The sequence below is a fragment of the Streptomyces hokutonensis genome, assembly GCF_000376565.1.
GTDB classification, from domain to species: domain Bacteria; phylum Actinomycetota; class Actinomycetes; order Streptomycetales; family Streptomycetaceae; genus Streptomyces; species Streptomyces hokutonensis.
The window spans coordinates 1-22,565 of record NZ_BARG01000025.1 but is presented as its reverse complement, the minus strand read 5'-3'; the positions used below and the strand labels follow the sequence as shown (position 1 = coordinate 22,565).

At 70.4% G+C, this 22,565-nt stretch carries 20 protein-coding genes; 6 read left to right on the top strand and 14 right to left on the bottom strand.

The annotated features are described in order from the left end of the window. Nucleotides 1-16: 16 nt before the first annotated feature. A complete protein-coding gene (locus tag SSP08S_RS14050; protein ID WP_019068242.1) occupies nucleotides 17-1,087 on the bottom strand; it encodes an alpha/beta hydrolase in 1,071 nt (356 codons plus the stop codon). Nucleotides 1,088-1,199: 112 nt separating this feature from the next. On the opposite strand from SSP08S_RS14050, the gene SSP08S_RS64175 reads away from it, so the two are divergent. The 3 genes from SSP08S_RS64175 to SSP08S_RS14030 all read left to right on the top strand — a co-directional run bounded on the left by SSP08S_RS64175 (nucleotide 1,200) and on the right by SSP08S_RS14030 (nucleotide 3,378). Next, complete coding sequence (locus SSP08S_RS64175; protein ID WP_019068241.1) at nucleotides 1,200-1,835, top strand: TetR-like C-terminal domain-containing protein; 636 nt, start codon at nucleotides 1,200-1,202, stop codon at nucleotides 1,833-1,835. Nucleotides 1,836-1,967: 132 nt separating this feature from the next. After that, nucleotides 1,968-2,543 (top strand): HD domain-containing protein, encoded by a 576-nt coding sequence (locus SSP08S_RS14035; protein ID WP_019068239.1) that lies wholly within the window; start codon nucleotides 1,968-1,970, stop codon nucleotides 2,541-2,543. A gap of 25 nt (nucleotides 2,544-2,568) precedes the next feature. Next, nucleotides 2,569-3,378, top strand: coding sequence for an SDR family oxidoreductase (locus SSP08S_RS14030; RefSeq protein WP_019068238.1), 810 nt, complete (start codon nucleotides 2,569-2,571; stop codon nucleotides 3,376-3,378). Between the two features lie 9 nt (nucleotides 3,379-3,387). Here SSP08S_RS14030 and SSP08S_RS14025 read toward each other — a convergent pair whose 3' ends face one another. The 8 genes from SSP08S_RS14025 to SSP08S_RS13990 form a co-directional block, all read right to left on the bottom strand. Beyond that, nucleotides 3,388-3,621, bottom strand: coding sequence for a hypothetical protein (locus SSP08S_RS14025; protein WP_019068237.1), 234 nt, complete (start codon nucleotides 3,619-3,621; stop codon nucleotides 3,388-3,390). A 71-nt stretch (nucleotides 3,622-3,692) separates the two neighbouring features. After that, entirely contained in the window at nucleotides 3,693-5,186 is a 1,494-nt protein-coding gene (locus tag SSP08S_RS14020) for an SDR family NAD(P)-dependent oxidoreductase (protein ID WP_019068236.1), read from the bottom strand. Between the two features lie 106 nt (nucleotides 5,187-5,292). Next, nucleotides 5,293-6,618 carry a wax ester/triacylglycerol synthase family O-acyltransferase gene (locus tag SSP08S_RS14015; RefSeq protein ID WP_019068235.1) on the bottom strand — a complete coding sequence of 442 codons (1,326 nt, stop codon included), beginning with the start codon at nucleotides 6,616-6,618 and terminating at the stop codon, nucleotides 5,293-5,295. 155 nt (nucleotides 6,619-6,773) lie between these two features. Continuing rightward, a complete protein-coding gene (locus tag SSP08S_RS14010; protein WP_026178477.1) occupies nucleotides 6,774-9,089 on the bottom strand; it encodes a GH92 family glycosyl hydrolase in 2,316 nt (771 codons plus the stop codon). Nucleotides 9,090-9,106: 17 nt separating this feature from the next. Then, nucleotides 9,107-11,722, bottom strand: a complete 2,616-nt coding sequence (locus tag SSP08S_RS14005) for a glycoside hydrolase family 2 (RefSeq protein WP_019068233.1) — start codon at nucleotides 11,720-11,722, stop codon at nucleotides 9,107-9,109. A gap of 144 nt (nucleotides 11,723-11,866) precedes the next feature. After that, complete coding sequence (glgC, locus tag SSP08S_RS14000) at nucleotides 11,867-13,087, bottom strand: glucose-1-phosphate adenylyltransferase (RefSeq protein WP_051105905.1); 1,221 nt, start codon at nucleotides 13,085-13,087, stop codon at nucleotides 11,867-11,869. Between the two features lie 51 nt (nucleotides 13,088-13,138). Continuing rightward, nucleotides 13,139-14,290, bottom strand: a complete 1,152-nt coding sequence (gene glgA, locus SSP08S_RS13995; RefSeq protein WP_026178476.1) for a glycogen synthase — start codon at nucleotides 14,288-14,290, stop codon at nucleotides 13,139-13,141. Nucleotides 14,291-14,329: 39 nt separating this feature from the next. Further along, nucleotides 14,330-15,079, bottom strand: coding sequence for a (2Fe-2S)-binding protein (locus SSP08S_RS13990; protein ID WP_019068230.1), 750 nt, complete (start codon nucleotides 15,077-15,079; stop codon nucleotides 14,330-14,332). 210 nt (nucleotides 15,080-15,289) lie between these two features. Between SSP08S_RS13990 and SSP08S_RS13985 the strand changes: the two genes are divergently transcribed. Further along, the gene (locus SSP08S_RS13985) at nucleotides 15,290-16,414 is read left to right on the top strand and encodes a DMT family transporter (RefSeq protein ID WP_019068229.1); all 1,125 of its coding nucleotides are present in this window, start codon (nucleotides 15,290-15,292) and stop codon (nucleotides 16,412-16,414) included. Here the strand turns inward: SSP08S_RS13985 and SSP08S_RS13980 are convergent. Then, nucleotides 16,404-17,588 (bottom strand): transglycosylase family protein, encoded by a 1,185-nt coding sequence (locus SSP08S_RS13980; protein WP_019068228.1) that lies wholly within the window; start codon nucleotides 17,586-17,588, stop codon nucleotides 16,404-16,406. The two genes, SSP08S_RS13985 and SSP08S_RS13980, sit on opposite strands and share 11 nt — an antisense overlap. Before the next feature lie 233 nt (nucleotides 17,589-17,821). On the opposite strand from SSP08S_RS13980, the gene gnd reads away from it, so the two are divergent. After that, nucleotides 17,822-19,261 (top strand): NADP-dependent phosphogluconate dehydrogenase, encoded by a 1,440-nt coding sequence (gene gnd, locus SSP08S_RS13975; protein ID WP_019068227.1) that lies wholly within the window; start codon nucleotides 17,822-17,824, stop codon nucleotides 19,259-19,261. A 39-nt stretch (nucleotides 19,262-19,300) separates the two neighbouring features. Here the strand turns inward: gnd and SSP08S_RS13970 are convergent, their stop codons facing one another. The 4 genes from SSP08S_RS13970 to panD all read right to left on the bottom strand — a co-directional run bounded on the left by SSP08S_RS13970 (nucleotide 19,301) and on the right by panD (nucleotide 21,616). Then, on the bottom strand, nucleotides 19,301-19,654 hold the full coding sequence (locus tag SSP08S_RS13970) for a VOC family protein (RefSeq protein WP_019068226.1): 354 nt from the start codon (nucleotides 19,652-19,654) through the stop codon (nucleotides 19,301-19,303). Between the two features lie 494 nt (nucleotides 19,655-20,148). Continuing rightward, the gene (locus tag SSP08S_RS13965; RefSeq protein WP_019068225.1) at nucleotides 20,149-20,787 is read right to left on the bottom strand and encodes an aspartate/glutamate racemase family protein; all 639 of its coding nucleotides are present in this window, start codon (nucleotides 20,785-20,787) and stop codon (nucleotides 20,149-20,151) included. Nucleotides 20,788-20,829: 42 nt separating this feature from the next. Next, on the bottom strand, nucleotides 20,830-21,174 hold the full coding sequence (locus tag SSP08S_RS13960) for a GNAT family N-acetyltransferase (RefSeq protein ID WP_019068224.1): 345 nt from the start codon (nucleotides 21,172-21,174) through the stop codon (nucleotides 20,830-20,832). 22 nt (nucleotides 21,175-21,196) lie between these two features. Next, nucleotides 21,197-21,616, bottom strand: a complete 420-nt coding sequence (gene panD, locus SSP08S_RS13955; RefSeq protein ID WP_019068223.1) for an aspartate 1-decarboxylase — start codon at nucleotides 21,614-21,616, stop codon at nucleotides 21,197-21,199. 660 nt (nucleotides 21,617-22,276) lie between these two features. Here panD and SSP08S_RS60715 point away from each other — a divergent pair. Further along, nucleotides 22,277-22,489, top strand: a complete 213-nt coding sequence (locus tag SSP08S_RS60715) for a helix-turn-helix domain-containing protein (protein WP_369407091.1) — start codon at nucleotides 22,277-22,279, stop codon at nucleotides 22,487-22,489. Nucleotides 22,490-22,565: the final 76 nt, after the last annotated feature.

Here is a 22,565-nt window from a genome sequence, read left to right as displayed (position 1 = left end):
GCCGGAATACGGCCGCTCACCGGTCCGTCTCCGCCGTGGCGGCCAGCGCGCGGTCCAGCCAGCCGATGATCGTCGGGAACACCTCGGGCAGTTTGCTCACCGCACAGTGGCCGGTGTCGGGGACGAGGTTCACGACGGTGTCGCGGCGGCCCTGGAAGACCAGCGTGTCGTGCTGCGGCACATGGACGTCGTCGGCTCCGTTGACCACCAGCATGGGGCTGTTGCGGTCCTGGTCGAGCAGCGGGCGGAGGGAGAACTCGGCTCTGCCCGCGACCAGTTGCCCGGGGGTGGGCGGCGCGTCGAAGCCCATCGCGTTGCCGAGGATCCCGTCCATCCCGAAGGCGTCCTTGCGCTCATCCGTGAACGCCGCTTCGACCGGCCCGCCCAGCACCACGGCGGCGTCGACCTCACCGCCGAGCCCCGACCGGGCCGAGAAATATCCGCCCATGGAGATGCCCATGTGCGCGACGACGCCGTTGCCGAGCGACCGGGCGTGCCCGATCAGCCCGGTGACCAGCTCCGCGCCACCGGCGCCGGTCATCGGCACGGTCGATTCACCGGTCCCCGCGATGTCGAAGACCAGCACCCGGGCCCGGATGTGGACGGCGAGAAGCACTATCAGCCCGTGCACATCCATCTTCCAGCTGTCCACGCCCCCGCTGGCGAGCACCACCGGCCGATCGGCGGGGAGGTCGAAGGGCGCGAGCAGGTGAACGGGCACGCTGGTCGTGTTCCCTTGGTACGGCAGTTCCAGCACGTACCGCTGGAACTCGACCCCGAAGCCGGGAGCGGCGAGCCGGTACTGCTCGAGCTGCTTGGCGAGCGCGACGCGCTTGCTCTCGTCGGCCAGGGTGGGGAACTTCGCCCATCCGTAGGCCAGCGCCGCCTGCTCATGGGCTCCCGCGTCGGCGTAGGCCGCGGCCAGCTTCGACCATTCGTGGACCCAGCCGCCCGGAGCGTCCGCCCACATCTCGGTGACCGCGGCCCGCACGGCGTCGACGTCGGCCACCGGCAGCCCGGTGTTGACCATCTGCGGATACCGCTCGCCGAACAGCTCCGACGCGTCCAGCGGCCATTGGTAGGGCATGACGGCTCCTTCCGTTCGTTCCGCAACAGAGTCGCTAACGCAGATATTCTGCGTTAGTGGACGCTACGCCCTCTCGTGCGCAAACGCAAGATTTGTGCGTTAACGTGAGGCGGTGAGCAAGAGCGAGATGAGCGAGCAGACAGAGGCGTCCCGCCGTCCGGGCGGCCGGTCCGCGCGGGTCCGCGCCGACGTCCTGCGATCCACCCTGGAGGCGCTCGCCGAGAACGGCACGAGCAGCCTGACGGTGAGCGAGATCGCTCGGCGGTCGGGTGTCCACGCCACCTCGATCCAGCGGCGCTGGGGCGCCCTGCCGAACCTGATCCTGGACGCGCTGCTGTCCTACAGCCAGGAACAACTGCCGGTCCCCGACACCGGAAACCTCCGCGACGACATGGTCGCGCTGGCCCGGCTGATCGCGGCCTACCTGAACACCCCCCTGGGCGTCGCACTCGCCCAGGCGATGGCCACGGCCGAGGAGGATCCCCAACTGGCCGAGAGCCGCGCCCAGTTCTGGGGGACCCGCTACGACGTCACCCGAGTCATCGTGGACCGCGCGATCGACCGCCACGAGCTGCCGGCCGACGCCGATCACCAGCTCGCCCTCGAACTGCTCGTCGCACCGCTGCACTTCAGGGCACTGCTCGTCCGGCAGCCCGTCGAGGAGGACCGGATCGAGCGGATGGTCGACACGCTTCTGCACGGTTTGGCCGGGCAGGCCTCCGCCCGCACACGGCCCGACTCCCGGTGACACCAACACCCGCGTCAGCGCATGAACTACGTCACTGAAGGCGTCGCGCAGTTCAAGTCCCGTTGGCCGGTCCGAAAGCTCGCCATGATCTCCTGGCGTTCCGCACAGGCTGTCTCGCGGGAGGACTGACGCGTGGAGTTGCGCAGCGTCGAGGAGCTGATGGACCTGCTGTACGCCTGCCGGGGCGCCTGGGACACCCCGGACCGGAGCGGTGATCCGGTCGATCTGCACGACCACGCACTGCAGACGGCGGCGCTGCTGCGCCGAAGTCGCCCCGCCGACAAGGAACTCCAGGTCGCCGGCCTGGTCCACGACATCGGGCATCTCCTGCAACCCGGTGACGACGCCGGACACGCCGGCCACGCGGCGGACGCCGTCCACGCCCTGCTCGGCGACCGGGTCGCCCACCTGGTCCGGCTGCACGTACCCGCGAAGCGCTACCTTGCCACCGCCTCACCGGACCACGACCTGTCCGCGCAGAGCACGCTGACCCTTCGCGCCCAGGGCGGCCCCATGTCCCACGCCGAGGCCGCCGCCTTCGAGCGCGATCCGCTCGCCGACGACGCGATCACCCTCCGCCAGGCCGACGACGCGGCCAAGGTCGTCGGCCTCGACGCCGGCGTCCTGGAGGACTGGCGCACGGTCCTGGGCATAGTGGCCGCCAGGAACTCGCATCTGCCCAACTCCCGCCTGGGGGCTGTCGACTGACGGTCCGTCATGAGATCGTACGGCGATGACGTCGTCGTCGTACGGTCTGCGCGGTCGGGCCGTCCTGGTCACCGGCGGTACGCGCGGGATCGGGCGCGCGGTCGCCGAGGCGTTCGCCGGGGCCGGGGCGCTGGTGTGCGTGAGCGCGCGGGACGCCGGTGAAGTGGCGCGTGCCGCCGAGGAGTTGGGCGGGGTCGGACTGGCCGGGGATGTCGGCGACCCCGAACACCCCCGGGAGTTGGCCGAGTTCGCGCTGCGCGCCTTCGGGCGGATCGACGTGGTCGTCAACAACGCGGCGACGAACCAGCCGTACGGCCCGCTGATGGAAGCCGATCCGGATGCCTGGCGGACGGCGTTCGCCGTGAACGTCGAGGCGCCACTGCGGTTGACGCAGTGCGCCTGGCGGGCGTGGATGCGGGAGCACGGCGGGTCGGTGGTCAACGTGTGCACCGAGGGTGCCGGGCATGTCGGGCCGAACGTGGGGGCGTACTCCACCAGCAAGGCGGCGCTCCTTCACCTCACGCAGCAGCTCGCGGGGGAACTCGCGCCGGGGGTGCGGGTCAACTCCGTCTCCCCCGGACTCGTACGCACCGAGATGGCGCGCTTCGTGTGGGAGCCGGGCGAGGCGGAGGTCGCCGCCGGGCTGCCGCTCGGCCGGATCGGGGAACCGGCCGACATCGCACAGGCCGTGCTGTGGCTGGCCTCCGACCAAGCCGAGTGGATCACCGGGGCGGATCTGCTGGTGGACGGCGGGACCCGGGTGCGGGCGGCGTACACGTCGGGCGGGTACGCCGTCCACGACCGGCTGAGGTCGGCGGGGCCGCCGCACTCATGACCGACTCGCTCACGGGAACAGGGCGATCCCCACGAGGATCAGCAGGACGATCCCGGCGACGAGTGCGACCGTGGCCCAGGTCCCGCGGTGCTTCACCGCGGTCGTGGGCCCGCCGCCGCGCGGGCGGTCCTCCGGCAGTACGGGGTGTGCCGGACGGTCGCTCGCGTAGAACTGGTCGTCGGTCGGGTAGTGGTTGCGCGGGTCTTCGAAGGCCCTCGGATCGATGCCGTGTGAACTGGCCATGGGAACTCCTCGCGCGGTCCTCACCAGGGCCGGGACCGGCGGTCACCGGGGCCCGGGTCCGGGGCGGCGGGTTACCACTTGCCGGGCGCGTAGTCCTTCAGGAAGACGCCGTACAGGTCCTCGCCCTGCTCGCCGCGCACAATCGGATCGTAAACCCGGGCCGCCCCGTCGACCAGATCCAGCGGGGCGTGGAAGCCCTCCTCGGCGAGGCGGAGCTTGTCGTAGTGGGGGCGTTCGTCGGTGATCCAGCCGGTGTCGACGGAGGTCATGAGGATGCCGTCGGTCTGGAACATCTCCTGGCCGCTGGTGCGGGTCACCATGTTCATCGCGGCCTTGGCGGCGTTGGTGTTCGGGTGTCCGGCGCCCTTGTAGCCGCGGCCGAAGACGCCCTCCATCGCGGAGACGTTGACGATGTACGAGCGCCCGCTCGTCGCCGTCTTCGCGGCGGTGGCCATGGCCGGGCGGAGCTTGCTGATCAGGATGAACGGCGCGGTGTAGTTGCAGAGTTGGGTCTCCAGCAGCTCCACCGGGGAGATCTGCTCGATGGTCTGCACCCAGGTGTTGGTGTCGACCACGTCGGGGACCAGACCGCCGGCGTCGATGGCGGTGCCGTCGAGGTGCCGGGCGACGCTGGCGTTGCCCGCGACCAGGGCGAGGTCGGCCACCTGCTGGGCGTCGAGGCCGGAGATCCCGACGGGCAGCGCGGCGAGGCCGTCGACCGCGCCGGAGCCGAACGCGCCGATGACGTGGTGGGCGGGCAGCTCACCGGCGGGCAGCGGCGCGCTCTCGCCGTCGACGAGCGCGGCGTAGGCGGAGGGCAGCCGTCGTACGGTCTGCGTCGCGTTGTTGATCAGGATGTCGAGCGGGCCCGCCTCTGCCATCTGGTCGGCGAGGGCGACGGCCTGGGCCGGGTCGCGCAGGTCGATGCCGACGACCTCCAGGCGGTGCAGCCAGTCCCCCGAGTCGTCCATGGCCTTGAAGCGGCGGATGGCGTCCTTGGGGAAGCGCGTGGTGATCGTCGTGTGCGCGCCGTCGCGCAGCAGCCGCAGCGCGATGTACATGCCGATCTTGGCGCGACCGCCGGTGAGCAGCGCGCGCTTGCCGGTGAGGTCGGCGTGGACGTCGCGCTTCTCGCGGTTCAGGCGGGCGCAGTCGGGACAGAGCTGGTGGTAGAAGTAGTCGACTTCCACGTACCGGGTCTTGCAGGTGTAGCAGGAGCGCGGGCGCTGGAGTATCCCGGCGATGCGGCCCTCCTCCGTCACCGACGACGGGAGCAGTCCCTCGGTCTCGTCGTCGATGCGCTGGGCGGAGCCGGTCGCGGTGGACTCGGTGACGGCCTTGTCGTGCGCGGTCTTCGCGGCCCGGCGCTCCTGGCGGCGGCGCTGCTTGACGCTGCGGTAGATGCCGGCGGTGGCCCGGCGCACGGTGATCGCGTCGGGGTGGTCGACGTCGATCTTCTCGAGTTCGTCGAGCACGCTGAGGCAGACGGCCAGCCGCTCGGGGTCGATGCCGGGCCCGTACACGACCTCGTCCGGGGTCGTGGAGCCGTTCTCTGTCACCGTCATCGCGCTGCCGTTTCCTTGGGTCGTCCGCGGCGGCGCTCAGAGCGCACCGGCCGTCGAACAGGGAATTTTACGGAGCGCCGGGCCGCAGCACCAAACTCGTTCCACGTCACGACCCGCAGGCGGTGATGAGTGTCTCCACCTCCTCGGTGAGCGCGCGGGCGAACAGATCGAGATCCGGTACGGCCGCCGCGTCCGCGACAAGGCCGTAGTGGACGTGCCCGCGGAAGGTGGAGACGGCGACCGCGAGGGACTGGCCACGGGCCAGCGGGGCGTACGGGAAGACCGCGGTGACCGGGTTGCCGCCGAGCTTCAGACCGATGCTGGGCAGCGGGACGCTGGTGACGAGGATGTCGAACCAGAGCCGGGCGGCCTGCGCGGCGAACGGTCCGCCGAGCCGGTGGCCGAGCGCCGGTACGTGGTCGGCGAGCAGGGCGACGGCGCCCGCGCCCCGGTTGGGGCCCGCGTCCTTGTTGCGGTCCATGTCGGCGCGCACCGAGTCGAGCCGCCCGAGCGGGTCGGGGTCGTCGACGGGCAGCCGTATCAGATACCCGGAGAGCCGGTTGCCCTGCGGCTGCGCGCTGCGCGGACGGCGTTTGGAGACGGGGATCAGGGCACGGGGCGCGACGCCCTCGCTGCCGTCGCCGCGTTCGTCGAGCCAGCGGCGCAGGGCGCCCGCGACGACGGCGATGAGCACGTCGTTGACGGTCCCGCCGACGGTCTTGCGGATCCGGTGCACGTCGTCGAGGTCGACGACGACTCCGGCCGTACGACGGGTGCCCGACGGCTCGGAGGCAAGCGCCGCCGACGAGCGGACGTCGAGCGTGGAGCGGGCGACGGACGCCCCGATGTCGAGGGCCCGGCCGACATCGGACAGGGCACCCCGAAGCAGCCCGGGCAGCTTGCGCACATCGGGCAGCAGGCCGCGCGCGGGCTCCTCGGGGCGGGGCCGCCGCTCGGGCATGTCCATCGGGTCGAGGATCGCGGCGGCGAGGGTCAGCGCCCGCAGTCCGTCGGCCAGGGCGTGGTGGAACTTGAACAGCACGGCGAAGGAGACACCGTCCTCGCCGGGCAGCACATGCGCCTCCCACGGGGGCCGGTCGCGCTCCAGCGGACGTTCCATCAGCCGGCCCGCGACCTCCTGGAAGTCGGCGGTCGGGGCGTGCAGCCGGACGTGGTGCAGCGGGTCGAAGTCGGGGTCCTCCTCGCGGGTGGCGCTCCCGAAGGACAGGGACAGCGGCTGCCACACGTCCCGGATGCGCATCCGCAGCCCGGGAACGGCGGCGGCACGGGCGGCGAGGAGGTCGGCGGCGTGGGCTCCCGCGGTCGGCGAGTGTGCCGAGAAGACGCCGAGTGCGCCCAGGTGCATCGGGTTCCGGTCGGACTCGATGTTCCAGAACGCCAGGTCGAGAGGAGCGAGCAGGTCAGAAGTCAAAGGCTTGCCTCGCGTCGACTAGGGGTGAGCAAGCAGTCAAGCGCCGACAAGCGATTACGGTCAAGTACGATCAAGCTACGCACAGTTAACAGCAGATTACATCCAGCCCCAGTCCCGCCCCCGTGGGAGGGGCGGGACTCCAGTGGCGCCTGAGGTCACTTCAGTGCCGGCGGTCCCGCCTGGGGTGACGTACCCCACTCCGACGGGTGCGGGCCGACCGTGAAGTCCAGCGACCGTACGGACCTCAGCAGCCCGGTGGTCAGATAGGTGCGGTCGTACGACGTCCCGTCCGTCCGGGCCGCCTGGATGTAACGGTCGCCGGCGGACGTGCCGGGCGCCTTGATGGTCAGGGCGCCGTGCGGGTAGTAGCGGCGGTCCAGAGTCAGGTCGACCCGCTCGAAGACGGGCGTGGACAGGCCCCAGGTGTCGTAGCCGGGCTGGACCGGGAAGATCCCGATCGACGACAGCACGTTCCACGCGGACATCGTGCCGAGGTCGTCGTTGCCGGTCATGCCGGTCGGACCGTCCGTGAACAGGGTCAGCGCCGCATGGACGACATCGGTCGTCTTCCACGGCTGTCCGGTCGACAGATAGGTGTACGGGGCGATCAGGTCCGGCTCGTTCTGCGGGTTGTACTTGTCCGCGTTGTAGTAGTCGTACGGCCCGTTGACCCACACCTCGCGGGCCGTCTTCGCGGGGTCGGCGAGCAGTTGGTCGTAGGCGAAGAAGGAGTCCAGCCGGGCGTTGGCCGCCTGTTGCCCGCCGATGAGGTCGACCATGCCGGGCAGGTCCTGCGGCACCAGCCACTGGTACTGCCACGACGTGCCCTCGTGGAAGCCCTCGCTCTGCGCCGGGTCGGCGGGACCGACGAAGGCACCGGAGGCGTCGCGGGCGCGGAAGAAGCCGGTCGACGGGTCGAAGATGTTCCGGTAGCTCTGGGCACGGGCGGCATAGCGGGCGGCGTCGGCGCCGTGCCCGAGGTCGCGGGCCATCTGCGCGAGCATCGCGTCCGAGAGGGCGTACTCGAGGGTGGCCGAGGCCCCGTGGTCGTAGTCGGAGTCACCGGGCTTCGCGTGCGGACGGTCCTTGATGTACGGCGCGAAGCCTTCGGCGATGTACTCCCTGTTCGCTTCCCGCCCGACCGCCGCCGACTCGGTGGGCGGCACGCCGTCGGCGTTCTGCTTCAACGCCCGGTAGGCGCGCTCCTCGTAGCCCTTCAACAGGCCTTGCTGGTAAGCGTTGGTGAGGAACGGAGTGACCGGATCGCCGGTCATGATGTTCGTCTCGACCGTGCCGTAGCCCCACTTGGGCAGCCAGCCGCTCTCCTCGTCGATCTTGATCACCGAGATCGCCATGTCCCGGGCCTCGCGGGGTGCGAGCAGGGCGAGGAGCTGGGACTGGGTGCGGTAGGTGTCCCACAGGGACCAGTTCTGGTAGTACGTGAAGCCCTTCGCGCGGTGGATCTTCTGGTCCCAGCCTGTGTAGCGGCCGTCGGCGTCGCTGCCGACGTTCGGCGCGAGGAAGGACCGGTACAAGGACGAATAGAAGGTCCGGCGCAGACTGTCGGAGCCGCCCTGCGCGCGTACGTCGTCGAGCCGGCCCTCCCAGGCCCGTTGGGCCCGGTGGCGGACGGCGTCGAAGGAACTCCCGCCCTCCGTACGGAGGTTGACCGCCGCGCCGTGCGCGTCGACGTACGACAGGGCCGTGGTCGCCTCGACCGTACGGTCCTTGGTCGTGTCGAAGCGGACGTACGCGCCGCCGCTCCCGGTCCTGGAACCGGCGGTCACCGTTGGACCGTTCCAGGTGCCGTACGCGGTGAAAGGCCGGTCGAAGCGCGTGACCGTGTAGACGGTGTACGGCTTGGTGTCCTGGCAGAAGCCGCGGCCGGTGATGGTGGTGCGCACGGTCCTGTTGTCGAGGACCTCGACCTTCGAGGCGACGCCGCTGTGCAGCGACTGGGCCGCGTTGAGGAGCACGTTGGCCTTGTCGGTGGCCGGGAAGGTGTAGCGCTGAACGCCGGTGCGCGTGGTCGCCGTCAGTTCGGCCTCGATGCCGGTTTTCAGGCCGACTTGGTAGTAGCCGGGGCTCGCGTGCTCGTCGTCGTGGCTGAACTCGGCCGCGTACTGGGCGTAGTCCGTCTGCGTCACCTCGCCGGTCGTGGGCAGTACGGGCAGATCGCCGCCGAGGCCGCAGCCGACGCCGGAGAGGTGCACGAGGGAGAAGCCGCGGATGTGGTTCTGGGAGTAGTCGTAGCCGGTGTTGTGGCCGGTGTCCGGCGAGAACTGCACCATGCCGAAGGGCACGGCGGCCCCGGGATAGGTGTTGCCGTCGTTCTCGGTACCGATGAACGGGTTGACCAGGTCGGTGAGTTGACCGTCGACAGAGGCCTCGGCTGCGGCGGGGGCGGCGAACAGCGCGGAGACTGCCACCGCCCCCGCCATGCACAACCGCAGGCGCCGGGTCCATCTCATGGGTCCTCCAGGGGAGTTCAGGTGGTGGGGCACCCTGCGGGGGTCGCCTGCGAGGCGTCGCGGATCAGGGCCTGCTGAGCGGCTTTCACCCGTTGCGCGTCGGGCTTGAGCACCCGGCGGTCGTACGTCATCAGGCCGTTCAACTCACCCTCGACGTCGGAGATTTGCGTATAGACCGCGCCATTGCTCCCTTGGCACGTCAGGGCGTGCACCTCGGCGAGCTTGGCGAGGTAGTCGTCGGTGTAGGCGGCCGGGTCGACGTCGACGTACGACTGCTGGACCGACCAGGCGTGTCCGGGCACCGCGAGCCCGAGACCGCCGTACTCCCCGCTGACCAGGGCGCGTTGACCGTCCGGGTGGGGTGGCAGGGCGGGGCTGGGATAGCCGTGCTCGTCGATGATGTCGCCGGTGCCGCCGTCCACGCCGAGGTTGATGCCGGACATGCTGTTGACGAGCCGCGTCGGGTCCCAGGCCTTCGCCTGGTCGGCGATGCGGGCCTCGTCGTACTGGCCCCAACCCTCGTTGAACGTCACCCACATGACGACCGACGGGCTGCTGATGTGCTGGTCGATCATCTGCTTCATCTCCCGCTCGTACTCGGCGCGGGCGGCGGGCGACGGGTTCACCCCGGCGGTCATCGCGGGCATGTCCTGCCACACCATGAGGCCGAGCCGGTCGGCCCAGTAGAACCAGCGGTCGGGCTCGACCTTGATGTGCTTGCGCACCGCGTTGAAGCCCAACTCCTTGTGCACCTCGAGGTCATGGGCCAGTGCCTCGTCGGTCGGCGCGGTGTAGAGGCCGTCCGGCCAGAAGCCCTGGTCGAGGGTGGCCATCATGAAGATGGGCTTGCCGTTGAGGACCGTGCGCGGGACGCCGTTGACCTTCTCGACGGCGATCGAGCGCATCCCGAAGTAGCTGCCGACGCGGTCCTGGCCGACGGTGACCTTCAGGTCGTAGAGGAACGGGTTGTCTGGCGACCAGAGTCGGGGGTTCGTGATGGTCAGGGTGAGCGGGTCACCGGTGCGGCCATGTGCGGTGGCCACCGCTCGCTTTCCGTCGTACGCCGTCGCCGTGATCGGTACGCCGTCCCGGACTCCCTTTGCCTCGACGGTGAGTTGGCTCTTGGTGACGTCCGGGGTGAGCTTGAGGGAGTCGACGTGGTCGGGGGCGACCGGTTCCATCCAGACCGTCTGCCAGATGCCCGAGGTGGGGGTGTACCAGATGCCGCTCGGGTCGAGGCGCTGTTTGCCGATCGGCGGGTTCTCGCCGTTCGCCGCGTCGGTGGGGTCGTAGACGCCGACGATCAGTTCCTGGGTGCGGCCGGGCTTCAGGGCGTCGGTGACGTCGACGCCGAACTTGTCGTAGCCGCCCTGGTGTTCGGTGACCTTCGTGCCGTTGACGTAGACCTCGGCCCGCCAGTCGACGGCACCGAAGTTGAGCATCAGCCGCTTGCCCGAGCCGATCCTCCAGTCGGCGGGGACGGTGAAGGTGCGGCGGTACCACATGCGGTCCTCGTGCCGTTCCAGGCCCGAGAGCTGGGACTCGACGGGGTACGGGACGAGGATGCGCTCGGCGAGTGTCCGGCCGACGGGCGGGGACTCGCCCGCTGTGGCCGCCGCGAACTGCCAACTGCCGTTGAGGTTGCGCCAGTCGGTGCGGGTGAGCTGGGGGCGCGGGTACTCGGGGAGGGCGTTGTGCGGGCCCACCTGGTCGGCCCACTGGGTGCGCAGTTCGTGGGTGGAGTGGTTGGGGCCGGTGCTCCAGAAGGCGTTGATAACGTTGCCATTGGCCGTGCCGAGGCCGGCTGCGCCGTCGTAGCGGATGTCCGCGGTACCGGGGGCGGTGCCCGTCTTGTTGCCGACGACGGGTTCGGTGAGCGGGATGAGCAGGGTCCGCGCGTCCGCCGGGTCCAACTGAGCGGTCCCCAGGGGCCACTTGGCGCCGCCGATCACCGCTTCGAGGTGGTCGGTGAGGTCGGCCGGGGGTGTGGCGAGGGGCTGGGCGAAGTCGAGTTTCAGAGTGCGGCCGGTGCTGGTGACCGTCGTGGCGATCGCGCCGTCGTAGTCGTAGCCGTCGGGAAGGCGGAAGGCCGACTGCGGGACGGGGACCTTGGTGCCGCCGGGTTCGGTCCAGCGGAGGTGGAGGTTGGAGCCGCCGTAGTGCTCGAAGTACTCGACCTTGATGTCGTAGGCCGTGCCGGCGGTCAACTCGACGGGGGCGGCGGTCTGTTCGGTGTCCCAGTCGTCGACCCAGTGGTCGATGACGAGCTGTCCGCCGATCCAGAGGCGGAAGCCGTTGTCGCCGATGATCGAGAAAGTGTGGGGGCCGGACTTCGTCGGGACGATCTTTCCGGTCCAGCGGATGCTGACGTCGTCCGACCGGCCGGTGGTGAAGGCGAGTCGGGGTTCGAGGTTGTCGAAGTCGAGGTTCGGGTCGACGCCGGTGGCCTTGAGGTCGGCGAAGTCGAAGGCGCCGGGGGCGGACTGGGTGTAGTACTCACCCTTCAGGCCGTGGATCTCGACGGGGTCGTCGGCGGTAGTGGCGCTCGCGGCGGGGACGGCGGCCAGGGCGGCGATGCCGAGTGCCAGGGCGAGCAGGAGCGCGAGTCGGTCTCTGAGACGTCTGATGCGCATGGAACCTCCATAACAACGTTGTCATGGGCAGCAGTTGGCATGACAACACGGATTCCGCCTTCCGTCCAGGGACATGACAAGCCAGGGTCAGGGCACGGCGAAGCCCCGGTGCGGTCGAGACGCACCGGGGCCGATCTTCGGTATCTACGTGACCAGTTGGCCCTTACCGAGGGCGATGACCCCGCCCTTGGAGACCGTGTACAGGTCGGCGTCGCGCTCCGGGTTGACGCCTATCGTCGCGCCCGGCGGCACCTCGACGTTCTTGTCGAGGACGGCGCCCCGGACCACGGCACCCCGCCCGATGTGGACGTTGTCGTGCAGGATCGAACCCTGGACGACGGCTCCCGGGTCGACCACCACGCCCGGGGACAGCACCGAGCGCGTGACCTGGCCGCGGATGAGGCACCCGGAGCTGATGATCGACTCGCTGGCCATGCCGCCGGCGTTGAAGCGGGCCGGGGAGAGCTGGCCGGAGTGGGTGTAGATGGGCCAGTTGCGGTTGAAGAGGTTGAAGGCGGGGCGCTCGGCGATCAGGTCCATGTGGGCGTCGTAGTAGGCGTCCAGGGTGCCGACGTCCCGCCAGTAGCCCTGGTCGCGGGTGGTCTCGCCGGGGACGTGGTTGGCGCTGAAGTCGTACAGCGCGGCCTCGCCCCGGTCGGTGAGCGCGGGCAGGATCGAGCCGCCCATGTCGTGCACCGAGCCGATGTCCTCGGCGTCCCGCTGGAGGGCCTCTATCAGGGTCTTGGTGGTGAAGATGTAGTTGCCCATCGAGGCGTAGACGCACTCCGGGTCGTCGACCAGGCCCGGCGGGTCGGCGGGCTTCTCCAGGAAGCGCTCGACCGTCTGGCCGTCCGAGCCCGGGGTGATCACGCCGAACTGCGAGGACTCCGCGCGCGGGACGCGGATTCCGGCCACGGTGACGCCCGCGCCGCTGTCGATGTGCTGGGCGAGCATCTGCCGCGGGTCCATGCGGTAGACGTGGTCGGCGCCGAAGACCGCGACGTACTCGGGGCGCTCGTCGTAGATCAGGTTCAGCGACTGGAGGATCGCGTCCGCACTGCCGAGGTACCAGCGCGGGCCCAGGCGCTGCTGCGCCGGGACCGGTGTGACGTAGTTGCCGAGCAGGCTGGACATGCGCCAGGTGGTGGTGATGTGGCGGTCCAGCGAGTGCGACTTGTACTGCGTGAGGACGCAGATGCGCAGGACGTCGGCGTTGACGAGATTGGACAGCACGAAGTCCACGAGACGGTACGTCCCGCCGAACGTGACCGCCGGTTTCGCGCGGTCCGCGGTCAGGGGCATCAGTCGCTTGCCCTCACCGCCCGCGAGCACGATTCCGAGCACCGAAGGACCACCACGACGCATGGCCGCTCCCCTCACCCTGGTTGATCCCAGCCTGCCCCTGAGCAGCGCACACTAAGCCTGTTTGAGGATCTCCTCGTAGAGCCGCGCGGTGCGCAGCGCCACGGCGTCCCAGCCGAACTCGCCCACCGCGCGCTTCCGCCCCGCCTCGCCCATGCGCTTCGCAGTCTCCGGGTCGGCGAGCACGGAGTCGAGGGCCGCCGCCAGGTTCTCCTCGAAGTTTTCCTCGATGGACACCAGCAGGCCGGTCTCGCCGTCCGCCACCACCTCGGGGATGCCCCCGACACGCGAGGCGACCACGGCCGTACCGCAGGCCATCGCCTCCAGGTTGACGATGCCCAGGGGCTCGTAGACCGAGGGGCAGGCGAAGACGGTGGCGTGGGTGAGGAGCTGGATGACCTCCGGGCGGGGCAGCATCTGGGGGATCCAGTGCACGCCCTCGCGGACCCGGCTCAGCTCCTCGAAGAGGTCGCGGAACTCCCGGTCGATCTCCGGCGTGTCGGGAGCGCCCGCGCACAGCACGACCTGCGCGGCCGGGTCGAGGCCGCGCACCGCGCGCAGCAGATGGGGCACGCCCTTCTGGCGGGTGATCCGGCCGACGAACAGCACGTAGGGGCGGTCGGGGTCGATGCCGAGCCGGGTGAGGACGTCGGTGCCGTGGTCGGGGCGGTAGAGCGTGGTGTCGATGCCGTTGTGGATGACCCGCACCGTTGCCGGGTCCAGCGACGGGTAGCAGGCGAGGATGTCCTCGCGCATGGCTCCCGATACGGCGACCACGGCGTCGGCCGCCTCGATCGCGGTGCGCTCGGCCCAGCTGGAGAGGGCGTATCCGCCGCCGAGCTGCTCGGCCTTCCAGGGGCGCAGCGGCTCCAGGGAGTGGGCGGTCATCACGTGCGGGACGCCGTAGAGGAGCTTGGCGAAGTGGCCGGCCAGGTTGGCGTACCAGGTGTGGGAGTGGACGAGTTCGCGGCCTTCGAGCGCGGCGGCCATGGAGAGGTCCACGGAGAAGGTGCGCAGGGCGTCGTTGGCGCCGTCCAGGGTCGGCCAGGAGCGGTGGCGTACGACGCCCTCCGTACGGCCCTCGCCCCAGCAGTGCACGTCGAGGTCGACCAGGGGCCTCAACTCCCGGGCCAGGAACTCCACATGGACGCCCGCGCCGCCGTACACATCCGGCGGGTACTCCCGGGTCAGCAGTCCCACTCGCACCCGTAACCCCTTGTTCTCAGCGGCTGATTGCACTCATGGTCACCCAGAAGCGGCTTTCGCGGAAGGGCCGGGCGGCTGTGTGAAGCAGCAGTCGCCGCAGACCCCGCCCCCGGGGACCCGGTAGTAGAGGCAGCAGCTGCGGCGCCGGAAGGCGGTTCCGGTGAGGGTTCCGGTGCCCGCCAGGAGGGGATGGGCGAGCAGTTCCGCCGTGAGGGCACGCGCGCGCGTGGCCACTTCCGGACGGCCACGCGCGCGTGCCCACCGGTCGAGTTCACGGGCCGCGCCCGCCAGCGCGGAGGCCGCGTTGCCCCACAGGAGGCCGGCGGACATGTGGTGGTGGGCGACCAGGGCCGCGTTCAGGGGCTCCAGGTGGCCGTGGAGCACGACGTCCACCAGGGCGTCGACGGGCAGCGGGCGGACCTCGGCCAGCCACAGGTCGTCCGGGGCGCTGCTGCCCGCGTCCCAGTGCAGCAGGCGCGGGTCGAGGTCCGGGATGCGGCCGTAGAGGGCGGCGCAGCCCAGCGCAGCCGACCACAAGCGGGCCGCGAGCGCCTGTTGTGCGATCGAGGCGGCAATCCGCACCTCAGGGGCCTGGAGACGTTCCGCGACGGCATGGACACGGAAAGTCAGGGAATTTCCGTAAACATCCGGCACCGGGTTTTCGTAGGTCGCCGCGAGCGTCGGCAGCGGGCCGTTCGGGGCCGCGCCCGTGCGTAGTACGAAGAAGCCGCCGAGGGCGCGGAGCGCGGCGAGTTCGGGGTCGAGGTCCACGAACAGCAGTAGTACCAAGGCTTCTAGGGGTTCCACCCAGGGGGTGTCCCCCTGATGTCACCCACCTTGGGGAGGACAAGGGCGGTTTCGTACTCCATCGGCAGTACTACCCAATCGGTGCTCAGGTACGACGACGGGAAGAACATCGACAGGCATCGTGTTCTGTATGAAAGCCGACCGTTCGCCGCGTGGTGCCAGAGGTGCCCGCCTGACGCAGAGGAGCTGCCGATGAGCGCCCTCGCGTTGTCCATCGTGCTGTCGCTCGTCTCCGCCGTGGCCTACGCGGGCGGAGCGATCGTGCAGGAGCGCGTCGCGGTGTCCTCTCCCGACCAGGAGTACGCGCCGCTGCGCCGCCCGAGCTGGTGGGCGGCGGTCGCGCTGAACGGCACCGGCGGTCTGCTGCACGTGGTGGCGCTGGCCTACGGCCCGCTGAGCCTGGTGCAGCCGCTGGGCGCGCTGACCATCGTGTTCGCGCTGCCGATGGCGGCCCTCTTCGTCGGCCGCAAGGCCGGTTCCACGGCCTGGCGCGGCGCGATCATGGCGACGATCGGTCTCGCCGGTCTGCTCTCCCTGGTCGGCGCGTCCGACAGCCACTCGCTGAGCACCGCCCAGCGGGTGTCCGTGGCGGTGTTCACCGGCGCGGTGGTCGCGACCCTGATGATCGCCGGCCGCGCGGCACACCGGCACCCGGCGGTGCGCAGCGTGCTGCTGGCGACCGCGTCCGGCATAGCGTTCGGCATGTCCTCGGTGTTCACGAAGACGGTGACGGTCGACTGGGACAACGGCGCGATATCGGCGACCGACATCCCCTTCCTGGCCGTGATCGCCGTGTTCGCGGTCGCCGGTCTGATGCTCTCGCAGGCCTCCTACCGGGGCGCGGGCCTGGCGGCTCCGCTGGCCGTCCTGACGGTCGTCAACCCGGTGGTGGCGGCCGTCGTCGGCATCACGATGTTCGGCGAGACCTTCCGCTACGGCACGACGGGCACCCTGCTCGCCCTGAGCGCCGGAGTGGTCGCCGCCGGTGGCCTGATCCTGCTGACCACGGAGCGGCTGGAGAGCGAGCACGCACCGTCCACCACGGCGCCTCCCCTCGCGCCGTCGCCCATCGAGGAGTTGCTCGACGCCCTCCCTGGACAGCCCGTCGACGTGAGCGCGAACGTCGACGCGGAGCTCGGCGTCACGGCCGGGGACATTCTCGTCCCGGCCCCGGCGGCGATCCCGGCCGACGAGGGTTACGGGACCCTGGAACCGGCCGGCTCGGCCGAAGCGCCGGGCTACTTCGGCCCGTTCCACGCCGGGCTGTACGTGATGATGCCGGTCCACGACCGGCATCGCACCCGAGTCAAATCGTGACGCCACCGGCCCGCAGATAGGCGAGCGGGTCGATGTCGGTACCGAACCCGGGCCCCGTCCGCACCTCGAAGTGCAGATGCGGGCCCGTGGTGTTGCCGGTGGACCCCGACCGCCCGATGCGCTGCCCGGCGCCCACGGACTGGCCGTCCCGCACCGAGATCGCGGACAGGTGGGCGTACTGCGAGTACCGCCCGTCGGCGTGCCGGATCACCACCTGATAGCCGTAGGAGCCGCCCCAGCCGGCCGTGACCACCTGTCCCGATTCGATGGCCTTCACCGAAGTGCCGGTGGGGACAAGGAAGTCGACGCCTGTGTGGTAGCCCTTCGACCAGGCGGAGCCCTCCGCGTGGTACGCCGTGCCGATGGGGGCGTTGACAGGGGCGACGAGGGAGTGACTCGTCGACTTCTTGGTGGTGGTCTTCTTCGTCTCGGCCTTGGTGGCCGGTTTCGTCGCCGTACGGGTCTTCGCCTCGGTCTTGGAGTGCAGGCTCAGCCGCTGGCCCGGCAGGATCAGGTCCGGGTCGTCGCCGACGGTCGTACGGTTCGCGGTGTAGAGCTCGTGCCAGCCGCCGTCGACGCGCTCGGTCTCGGCGATCCCGGAGAGGGTGTCGCCGCGCACCACCGTGTACATCTCGACGGTGCCCGCGCGGGACTGCGGTGTGGTCTGCGGCTGTACGTCCTTCACGGACCGCTTGACGGTCTGCGTCTTGGCGTCCTCGGCCTTGCTCTTGGCCTTCGCCGTGCCGGTGGTCTTGGTGCCGCCGACGTGGATGTCGGGGGTGTCGCCGCCCCGGGTGAGCCCGGCGCGCACCGAGCACACCGGCCAGGCGCCGGGGCCCTGGCCCTTGAGCACCTTCTCGGCGACGGCGATCTGCTGGTCCCGGGTGGCCAGATCCGCGCGGCGCGCGTACGCGGTGCCGCCGTAGGCCTCCCAGGTGGACTGGGTGAACTGGAGCCCGCCGTAGTACCCGTTGCCGGTGTTGATGCTCCAGTCGCCGCTGGACTCGCAGGCGGCGACCTTGTTCCAGGTGCTCACATCGGCCGCCTGGGCACTGCCCGCACCGGCGCCGACGAGGGGGATCGCGATGCCCGCACCGCCCGCCGTGACCGTGAGGAGCGAGGAACGGTTGATCCTGTTCGGCTGATACCGGCGGTGCCGGCCGCGTACGGCCATGGAGAATCCCCCTCGACATATGTCAGGAGGGCCAAAAGTAAGCGCCCCGAACAGGCCATGACAAGACGGCAACCGGCCGCCCTGTGGCTCAAGTGGCGAGCGGGCCGCTCCGGTTGCGGTGAGCACGTGCGGCCGGGGTAGCGGCAGGCCAGGATGGACCGAGCGGCAATACTGGCGAGCACGACCGGTACCACCGATGTTCAGGACCTTCCTGATCCTTAGGAGCCAACCGAATGAGCACTTCAGCGCAGATCGGCGTCACGGGCCTCGCGGTCATGGGCCGCAACCTCGCCCGGAACTTCGCGCGCAACGGCTATACGGTCGCCGTGCACAACCGGACCGCGTCCCGCACCCATGCCCTGGTGGAGGAGTTCGGCGGCGAGGGCGACTTCATCGCGGCGGAGACGGCCAAGGACTTCGTGACCGCGCTGGAGCGTCCGCGCCGCCTGGTCATCATGGTCAAGGCCGGTGAGCCGACGGACGCGGTGATCCAGGAGTTCGCCCCGCTCCTCGAACCCGGCGACATGATCATCGACGGTGGCAACGCGCACTTCGCGGACACCCGCCGCCGCGAGCGCGACCTGCGCGAACAGGGCATCCACTTCGTCGGCATGGGCGTCTCCGGCGGCGAGGAGGGCGCGCTGAACGGGCCGAGCATCATGCCGGGCGGCCCGAAGGAGTCGTACGACTCGCTCGGTCCGATGCTGGAGAAGATCTCCGCGAAGGCGGAGGACGGGGCGCCCTGTGTGACCCATGTGGGTCCCGACGGTGCCGGGCACTTCGTGAAGATGGTGCACAACGGCATCGAGTACGCCGACATGCAGCTGATCGGCGAGGCGTACCAGCTGCTGCGCGATGTCGCCGGGTACTCCCCCGCGCAGATCGCGGAGATCTTCCGCACCTGGAACACGGGCCGGTTGGACTCCTACCTGATCGAGATCACCGCCGAGGTGCTGTCCCACGTGGACGCGGCCACCGGCAAGCCGTTCGTGGACGTCGTCGTCGACCAGGCCGAGCAGAAGGGCACCGGCCGCTGGACGGTGCAGATCGCCCTCGACCTGGGCGTCCCGGTCTCCGGTATCGCGGAGGCGGTCTTCGCCCGCTCCCTCTCCGGGCACGCGGCGCTGCGCGAGGCCTCACGCGGGCTGGCCGGACCGACGGCGACTCCCCTGGGCGAGGCCGAGGCGGGGGCCTTCGCGGACCGGGTCGAGCAGGCGCTGTACGCGTCGAAGATCGTGTCGTACACGCAGGGCTTCCACGAGATCGCTGCGGGCAGCGAGGAGTACGACTGGAACGTCGACCTCGGCGCGGTCTCCTCGATCTGGCGCGGTGGCTGCATCATCCGCGCGGCCTTCCTCGACCGTATCCGCGCCGCGTACGACGCCCGCGCGGACCTGCCGAGCCTGCTGTCCGACGAGACGTTCGCGCAGGAGATCGCGGCGGCGCAGGACGACTGGCGCGAAGTCGTCGTCGCGGCGACCCGCCAGGGCGTCCCCACGCCCGGTTTCTCGGCGGCCCTCGCCTACTACGACGCCCTGCGCGCCGAGCGGCTGCCCGCGGCGCTCACACAGGGGCAGCGGGACTTCTTCGGGGCGCACACGTACCGGCGGGTGGACCGGGACGGCTCGTTCCACACCCTCTGGGGCGGTGACCGCTCGGAGGTCACGGGCTGACGTCTGCCGCTGTGCCGAGCCCGCCTGCCGGGGATCCGGTCAGGCGGGCTGCCACAGTTCGATGCGGTTGCCCTCGGGGTCGGTGACCCAGCCGAACCGTCCGACGCCGTCCATGTCCTGCGTCTCCGCGTCCACGTCCGCGCCCTTGGCGCGCAGCTGCGCGAGCATCGCGTCGAGGTCGCGGACGCGGAAGTTGAGCATGGTCTGCTGGGTGCGGGACCCGAAGTAGTCGGTGTCGGCCGGAAAGGCCGCGAACACCGTCGGCCCGGCTTCCTGCTGCCACAGCCCGTGCTCGTCGACGTCCAGGCCGAGGCAGTCGCGGTACCAGGCGCCGAGCGCCGCCGGGTCACCGGCCCGCATGAAGTGTCCGCCGATTCCAAGCACACGTTCCATGTCGGCCATCCTGCCAGGAGGGCGCGCTGAGCGCGGCCGGCGGGCGTCACGGTCGCCGGCCGGCTCCAGGTGGGCGACGTGCACCCGCCCGGCTTCATACGGCCGGCTTCAGGTGAGCGGCGGTCCCGGCTCCGGGTTCGGCACGGGTTCCGGGCCCGGTGGGATGGGCGACGGAGAGGGCTCCGGGGTCGGGCCGGGCGGGACCGGGGACGGGCCGGGGAAGGGGCCCGGCGGCGGTGTGGGCCGGGGCGTCGGGGGTTCCGGGTCCGGGCCAGGTGTGGGACCCGGCGGTACGGGACCAGGGCCCGGGGTCGGTCCCGGAGGTACGGGGTCGGGCCCAGGAGTGGGTCCGGGTGGCACGGGGTCGGGGTACGGGTTGGTCATGGTGTCCTCCAGCCAGTGGGTACATCGGCTCTGGACTACTCCCCCGCCTACCCGTCACCCGCGCCACCACTCACCCGGCCGGGCTCACGCGGGGCGCGGGCCACCCAGACTCACCCGAAGCGCACCGCCCGAGCCCCCGCCCCCAACCCCAGCCGCGGGCTCGACAGCACCGGCACGGGCGTGGTGGTCAGTTGCTGGGCGCCAGCCATGGACCCCTGCGCGAGGACGATCGCGTCGGCGTCCCCCACCGCGTTCACCGCATCGGCGACCAGACGGGCGCAGCCCTCCGTGTCGCCGGACTCGAAGTGGGCCCAGGCGCCGTCGACGAGCAGGGTGCGGACAGTGACGGAGCGGCCGATGCGGCGGGCCTCCTCCTCGATCAGCGCCGCGGTCGGTCGCAGCGTGCTCTCCAGCGTGGCGGCCACGACGACACGCGCACCCGCGGCGACGGCCGCCGCCGCCATCGGGCGGTCGCCGCGCAGCACCGGTACGCCGACACCGACCCCGGCCGACTCCGCCACCGCGCCGATCGTCGAGCAGGTGCACAGCACCGCCCGGGCACCGTCGGCGACGGCCTCCCGCAGCACGTCCCGTACCGCGTCGGTCACCGCTTCCGGGCCCTCGCGGCGGGCCCGTGCGAGCAGGTCCTCCTCGACGTAGTGCCGTAGTTCCAGGCCCTGGTGGTCCTCGTCGCGCAGGACGTCGAAGACCGGGACGTGGGCGGGCGAGGTGTGGAGCAGGGCGAGCACGCGGGCTGGGCCTTTCCTTCTGGAACCGCTGCCGATATCCGTCTAGAACCGGCCGGGATGCGCCGTCAGCCACTCCATCGCCGCCTTCTGCAGCGCGGGGTCGGCGGCCGGGGCCTCGTCGGGGTGGCGGGCCGCCCACTTCACGACGTAGGGGCAGAGCGGGGCGACGACGATGCCCTCGCGCGCGGCGATGCCGTACAGCTCGCGGGCCAGGGAACCCGCGATGCCCTTTCCCTCGTGGGCCGGTTCCACGATGGTGTGGACGGGGACGAGGGCGCGCGCGGGGGATTCGAGGACGAAGTACTCGATGTGGCCTACGACTTCACCGTCGCCGATCGCCTCCAGGCGGCCCGCCGCCCGGTCGTCGCGGATCTCGATCTCGCTCATGGGCCTTCTCCTGGTGTGGTGGTCAGGCCGTGACGGCCTGCGGGCTGCGCGCCTGCTCGGAACCCGGCACCGGCTCGGACGGATCGGCACCTAGGCCCACGATCCGGTTGGCGGAGTCCACATGCACGACCCGGGGCCGAAGCGCCCGCGCCTCGGCGTCGGACACCTGAGCGTAACTGATGATGATCACCAGGTCTCCGGGGTGGACGAGATGGGCGGCGGCACCGTTGATGCCGATCACGCCCGAGCCCCTCTCGCCCTCGATGACGTACGTCTCGAGGCGGGCGCCGTTGGTGATGTCGACGATGTGGACCAGCTCGCCGGGCAGCAGATCGGCGGCGTCCAGCAGCTCGGCGTCGATGGTGACGGAGCCGACATAGTGCAGGTCGGCCTGGGTGACGGTGGCACGGTGGATCTTGGACTTGAACATGGTGCGCAACATCGGGGTGCTCCCACAGGTAGGCTCCCTGCCTGCGTTTTTGCAGGTCAAGGGCTGTTTCCTCACCCTACAACGAGTCGCATGTACGGGCAGCTTTCCCTGGGTTTTTCAGGACTCATGCTGACCACTTGCCGACTTTCCTGACACCTCGTCAGGCGACCGAAGAGGGCATCCATCACTGTCGCGGACGCCACCGCGACGACGACCCGAGCCTACCCAGCACCATCTGAAGGACGTCAGTGAGCATCGCCACTCGGACGGTCTGGACGGTCATCAGGTGCGAAGTCACACGATCGGAAATCGGGCCACGTGCCGCCTTCGGTCAACTGGCCACCCCTCTCTCATTCCGGCCCGCAGGAAGAGGTGACCGCAGTTCCAGGAAGCCTGAGCGGCCGACGCGGCGGGGCCATATAGCGCTGAATCACGGCCAAGCCAGACCGGCGTCCCTGATGACCATGTCTGCAGCTCGGCCGGTGGCTTCTGGCACAGGGGCGAGTGTCAAGAACGTTTAGAACTGGGCCAGAGCAGAGCGCGAGCGCCGCCGTCACAGGGCTCGGGCCAGCCTCAAGGAGCCATCTTGCACGTGGAACCGCAGTCGCATCCCGCCGAGACTCGCTCTGATGTCGACTCGTCGCACCGGCGCCGCAGCATCGAGCCCGTCCTATGGATACTTCTCAGGTCGCTGTAATGCTCAATATGTCCACGAGCTGGGTCTACAGGGAGGCATCAAAACTTGGCTTGAAGGGCTACAAGCTCGGCCGAGGCAGGAACGCCAAGATCCTCTACAAGCGAGCCGAAGTCTTCAAGTGGCTGGAGCAACAGAAGGTCTGCTCATGGATGTTGCACTGCCCTCTGAGTTTGCAGGCAGTTCCGTAGCCAGCGGGCCAACTGTTGCGTGGGCAGGCGTAGGAGGGGTGACTCCAGCGGATGACTCGACATGGATCGATCCGTT

Excerpts from the sequence above, each read along its gene's own strand:
- SSP08S_RS14050 (WP_019068242.1), bottom strand. The coding sequence starts at position 1,087 with ATGCCCTACCAATGGCCGCTGGACGCGTCGGAGCTGTTCGGCGAGCGG.
- SSP08S_RS14030 (WP_019068238.1), top strand. The coding sequence starts at position 2,569 with ATGACGTCGTCGTCGTACGGTCTGCGCGGTCGGGCCGTCCTGGTCACC.
- SSP08S_RS14025 (WP_019068237.1), bottom strand. The coding sequence starts at position 3,621 with ATGGCCAGTTCACACGGCATCGATCCGAGGGCCTTCGAAGACCCGCGC.
- SSP08S_RS14020 (WP_019068236.1), bottom strand. The coding sequence starts at position 5,186 with ATGACGGTGACAGAGAACGGCTCCACGACCCCGGACGAGGTCGTGTAC.
- SSP08S_RS14010 (WP_026178477.1), bottom strand. The coding sequence starts at position 9,089 with ATGAGATGGACCCGGCGCCTGCGGTTGTGCATGGCGGGGGCGGTGGCA.
- SSP08S_RS14005 (WP_019068233.1), bottom strand. The coding sequence starts at position 11,722 with ATGCGCATCAGACGTCTCAGAGACCGACTCGCGCTCCTGCTCGCCCTG.
- glgC (WP_051105905.1), bottom strand. The coding sequence starts at position 13,087 with ATGCGTCGTGGTGGTCCTTCGGTGCTCGGAATCGTGCTCGCGGGCGGT.
- SSP08S_RS13985 (WP_019068229.1), top strand. The coding sequence starts at position 15,290 with ATGAGCGCCCTCGCGTTGTCCATCGTGCTGTCGCTCGTCTCCGCCGTG.
- SSP08S_RS13980 (WP_019068228.1), bottom strand. The coding sequence starts at position 17,588 with ATGGCCGTACGCGGCCGGCACCGCCGGTATCAGCCGAACAGGATCAAC.
- gnd (WP_019068227.1), top strand. The coding sequence starts at position 17,822 with ATGAGCACTTCAGCGCAGATCGGCGTCACGGGCCTCGCGGTCATGGGC.
- SSP08S_RS13970 (WP_019068226.1), bottom strand. The coding sequence starts at position 19,654 with ATGGAACGTGTGCTTGGAATCGGCGGACACTTCATGCGGGCCGGTGAC.
- SSP08S_RS13960 (WP_019068224.1), bottom strand. The coding sequence starts at position 21,174 with ATGAGCGAGATCGAGATCCGCGACGACCGGGCGGCGGGCCGCCTGGAG.
- panD (WP_019068223.1), bottom strand. The coding sequence starts at position 21,616 with ATGTTGCGCACCATGTTCAAGTCCAAGATCCACCGTGCCACCGTCACC.
- SSP08S_RS60715 (WP_369407091.1), top strand. The coding sequence starts at position 22,277 with ATGGATACTTCTCAGGTCGCTGTAATGCTCAATATGTCCACGAGCTGG.